Below are 5,298 nucleotides of genomic sequence, written 5' to 3'. Positions count from 1 at the left end.
CATGAAAAAAACATATCTTAAAAAATCAATCTCTATAGTTATCCTCGGTCTACTTACAGCAGGTGCTGTCAATACCTATGCTGATAATGCACCAGCTACATCTGAACATACACACCTTTTAAGTGATCAAAGCAATAGCTCCCAAGCTTCAGGGAACAACGATACCTCCGCCGGCGTCTCTATTAACCCTAATACCGGACGCGTTACACAAAGTGTCCACATTGCCCAAGCACCAATGCTTAGTTTAACCAATGCCGCACCTGCCGATTTAAGCCAATACTTCCCAGGACTACCGCATGGCTTTATCCCAACCTCCGCGTCCATCATTCATACCGATCAAAGTGATAAAACTTCCGTAATCTATCTGCCAGATACTCAACAGCGATATATCATCGATCCAGCTTCTGAAACAGGATTAAAATACTATACGCTCAATAACCTTAAGCTTGTTAAACAAAGTGGTAAAATTGGCGCACAAAGTTATGACTATGTCTTAACTACCGATATCGATCAGGCACACCCTGATGGTCAGAAACTCTATTATTATCAACAGCAGAATCCGGGTAACTATTATCTTATTGCTGCATCTGATCAAAACAATCAAACAGTGTATTATCAATATGGGACAAATGGCCATATCTTCTCAGTTACACAAGAAAATGGGCTCACCTTTGCGATTGATCAATCACAAAACCATTCCCTTTCACTGCATCTGTATGATGGCAGTGTGAACAAAACACTCGGCAGAATTAATACCGATGAGAATAATCGCATCAGCAGTTATACAACCGTCTCTGAAGATGACCAAACTCAAGATATGACAACCAGCTTTATATATGGCACCGATAGCGATCAAGCCGGACAGCTTATTTCTGTTCAACAACCAACCGGTGCTGTGATTGCGTTTGACTATACACACATCACATTAAGCGATGGCAGTCATGTCCCTGTCGTTAAAAGCATGACACGACGTAATCAAAACTCAAGTGATGATGATAATCTGCCTCCTGCAATCACCAGCTTCTTTGATTATAACCCTCAAGGCAATGGTGGACATAACTATCTTGGCAATACCCCATCCCCTGCCGGCTCCTCTGAAGATGCACTGATGCTCTATGGCAGCAACGATTATCACTATCAGGTAATGACCATGAGTCAATCTGATGTGATTAAGGATACTCCACGTAAAACACAAAACCTTGTCACTTACAATCACCTGCATCTGCCAATTGAGAATACCACCAACTATCTAATCGCAGGCAAAGTTGTGCCATTATCCAAAACACAAACCTTTTATGTCGGTGCCAATTATACCCATCGTGATGGTGATCCCAACAATGCACCAATTGATAAAGACCTGAATGATCTTTATAACTTCAAACCATTTGATGCACTACCTAGTAACTATCAGGCACCACAAGATATATTCAATACCGTCTACAGCTATGATGATCAAGGTAATCTAACAGGCACCAAAGTCTACTGGACACATAATGAATATGATACGTTTGGACGCCTTATCCGCACTGTCAGTTATCAAAAAGACAACAACGATAGCTTTCAAATTGTCAGTGAAAATAAAATTCAAAATGGCTATGATCAAAATACACATCAGGGCTATTCACTCGCTATCAGCTACGACAGCAAAGGTGCTAACAGTTTTATCGACAATGATAAAAACAAACCATTTAATGATCACCCTTATCGCTTTAGCTACGCACAAAGTGATCAGTATGGGAACCCCATAAGTTCAATGACAGGATATGCGCATAACGGCTTTAATGAAAGCATCGATGATGTAAAAGATGATGCCATCCTACAAGCGTCTACCAGCTATTATAATGCCGGTGGTGCGCATGACTTATCCATCAATGGTCAGTATCCGTTGCTGATTAAACATTATCAAACCAGCTGGGCACAGTCAGGGCATCAAGGCATACAACAAACGGCAAAAGACTATCAGTACCAATATATTGCCGATGCCAGTCATCTGATCTCTGACCCATTATACGGTACCGATCCCGTGATTAAGAAAACCACTCTTTCTGGAGGCATTCAAAGTAGTCAATACAATGATGCCTATACCGGTATGTTGCTAAGGCAGGATCTTCCTCACGCTGCAGATTCAGATAATGATCTTAAAGCTAACCAATATATATATGATGGATTATTACGACAACACGCCAGCATCGCCCCTGATGGGAGTGGGGTAATTCAGTTTTATTCCACTAAAAACGTCGATCAGGTCAATGATACTGTTCAATGTAATGCACTTTTTAATGCGCATGGCCAACTTATCTCGACACAAGCATGTACCCGTAGTGTGACCGATGGCTTCGGTGTCAAGCTATATACACAAAGCAATCTGTTTTCTGAGCATACCGATGTCTCAGATAAAAACAACTGGCCTGTCGTGAGTCAATATACTTATGATGATCAAGGCAATATGCTTAAATCACTGGATTACCAATGGGATGCCAATACACAAAAATATAAGGCCTTTGCCACGACCATACATCTTGATGCTTCAGGACATACTGATGCTGTGAGAAAATGGCAGGATGACAGAAATCAGTCGACGCAAACAGGCGATGCTAGCTGGTATGATGATTCAAGCGCTCTTATGATCAACAAAGATAATTATCATATCGATATGGCAGCACAGATATCTTCTCAATACAGTAATGATATTCTGGTTTCCAATACAAAAATCGATGATCAGGGTAATACGCTGTCTCAAACTGATTTTGTCGGTAAATCTGACAGCAATGGTTCAGATGTCGCCGCAAGTACCGTCACTGTCGCTTATGATGGTCTCTCTCAAGCCATTGTCGGTGATGCGTTTGTCAATCATGCCACAGGAAATGCAAGCATAAATGATGCAAATTTCCAGATTGCACATGTGATTAATCACTATGACTATCAAGGCCAAATCGATAAGCTAACCACATTAAGCTATGGGCTTAATCATGATCAAAGTATGATTATCTCGCAGTGGGATAAAGATCTCCTTGGCCATACGCTACAAAAGCATTTAGCTGATGATGCCGGACACCAGATATCAGGAGAGCACTTTGTGTATAATGATCAAGGACAGATGACAAGTATCTCCAACAATCTTAATCAAACCAAAACATATCAGTATGATGATCAAGGACGCATTACACAATTTGTTGATTTCTCAGGCACGGTGACAAGCTATGTCTATGGTGATAATCAAGGGGATAATTATGACGGTGAAACACATCTTGTGTACAAAGAAATTCAAGGCAAAACACAGAACAATGATGCACAGCTGATCGAATATCAATACCAGTATAATCCAATTGATGCAAATAACGGTGCCGGTAAAATTGCTAGCATCCGTAAAATCATGCATATCAACGATAAAACAGTATCTGATCAGACTATCTTGTATCAATATAATGACTGGCAACATGGCAATGCCTTAATTAAAGTGACCTACCCTGATCATAAAACTATCCAGTACGGCTATGATGATCATGGTCAACTTATCTCAATGACCGATGCAATAGGGAACACCACATACATTACCTACCAGAAAGATGATCATGTTAATAATCAGATCTTAGGGCGCATTGCATCACTTTCATTAAACAACTCTGACCCTGATCAGGCGATTGCCTCAGTTAACTACAGTTACTATGACCGGATAAAAGACAACGACCCAATTAACATGGGACAGATCAAGACCATTGAGATTACATCCAAAGGTCAACGTAATAGCCTAACAAGCTTAAGCTATTACGGCAAAGCAGGTAAAAGCCCAGATGGGTCATCTGCCCAACCGACCAGTACTGGTAATCTGCGTGAGTCTAAAACGATTGATGGTAATGGTAATATTCTTCAGGATGTCGTTTATACCCATGATGATGCTGGTCACATCAATAGCATTAAAACTACTTCCAGTGCACTCAAAACACCATTGATACACAACTATCTGTTCAATGCTAATGATCAATTGACAGATGAGTATATCTGCGAAGGAGAAAGCTGTGCTCCTGAGAGTGCAAAAACGCATAATCATTATGACTATGAGCCATTAACAGGAAATATCAGTCGTGTTACCACAACCGATGCCTCAGGTACACAAAGTACGACTTACCACTATGATGCTGATAATAGACTGCTTAGCAGCGATGGCTATCAGTATGATCAAAATGGCAATATGATTAAAGATAAAGAAGGCAACAGTTATCAGTATGATATCGAAAATCGATTGACAGCTTTTAGCTCAAACAAAGGCCTTAATGCACAATACAGTTACTATCCTGATACAACTCGAGCTGATAAGATCGTCACCGCTCCTTCTGCATCTGAGCAACGTATTGATTACTACTATGATAATAGTGAGAATGCCCAAGTTGTAAATGAAATTGAAGGTAATACCAGTGCAAGCTATCTTAAGCTGGGAGATGTACGTTATCTTCGTATCTACAATGATGGCATCAATAGTCACCTGACTTGGCTTTTTAACAATGGTAAAGACACATCACTTGAAAAAGATGATACCGGCGCGCTAAGTGCTAAACAGTATAACGCCTATGGCAGTCTACTAGATACGCTTAACTTAACGACTTTTGATATCTCATCGTTTATTCAGCCTGAAGATAACACATTGATCATTGAACAAAATCCGTTTGGTTATTCAGATGAGTATACTGACAGTGAATCAGGGTTACAGTATCTGCGTGCGCGATACTATAACCCAAAAATACAGCGTTTTATCCAAAGAGATCCTTATATTGCTACGCTGAATAAATATGCTTATGCAAATGGTGACCCTGTTGGCAATACTGACCCTAGTGGCATGGACCCATGGTATAGTTATCTGAATGATGTTGCACAAGGCGTTGTAAATACAGTAACTGGATTTGTTGGGGTTTCTTTCTCAGGACAAAACTGGAGCTATAGTGGAGTGTGGGGTAAAAATACAAAATATGGAGATTATGGATTTGGTGAGTTTTTTGAAGGGCTTGTATCCGGCGGCTTTTTAACCGGAATGGCAGATGGTGCCATTCATGGTAAAGATGCATCAGACTCCGCCATTCAAGGTGTGCAATCAACTGCTGTTGTCGGTTCAGTCTATAATGCTGTTCAGGCAGGAGAAAAGGGTGATTATCATCAGATGACAAATCAAATTGCAAGTGCTACCACTCAGGTTGCCATGGTGTATGCAGGGGCAGATGATGTTTATACAAAAACAGGCAGCTTTGCTAAAGCTGCTGGTTCTGCAGCTGTCGCACTGACTATTAATCCAGTGGCAGGGATTGCATT

General features: G+C 40.7%; 1 protein-coding gene. It reads left to right on the top strand.

The window, feature by feature from the left end:
* On the top strand, positions 1-5,298 hold a 5,298-nt coding region (locus tag DNK85_RS10400; protein ID WP_162896679.1), incomplete at both ends, for an RHS repeat-associated core domain-containing protein.

This window comes from Cysteiniphilum halobium (assembly GCF_003574425.1).
GTDB classification, from domain to species: domain Bacteria; phylum Pseudomonadota; class Gammaproteobacteria; order Francisellales; family Francisellaceae; genus Caedibacter; species Caedibacter halobius.
This window is presented reverse-complemented; position numbering and strand designations above follow the sequence as displayed.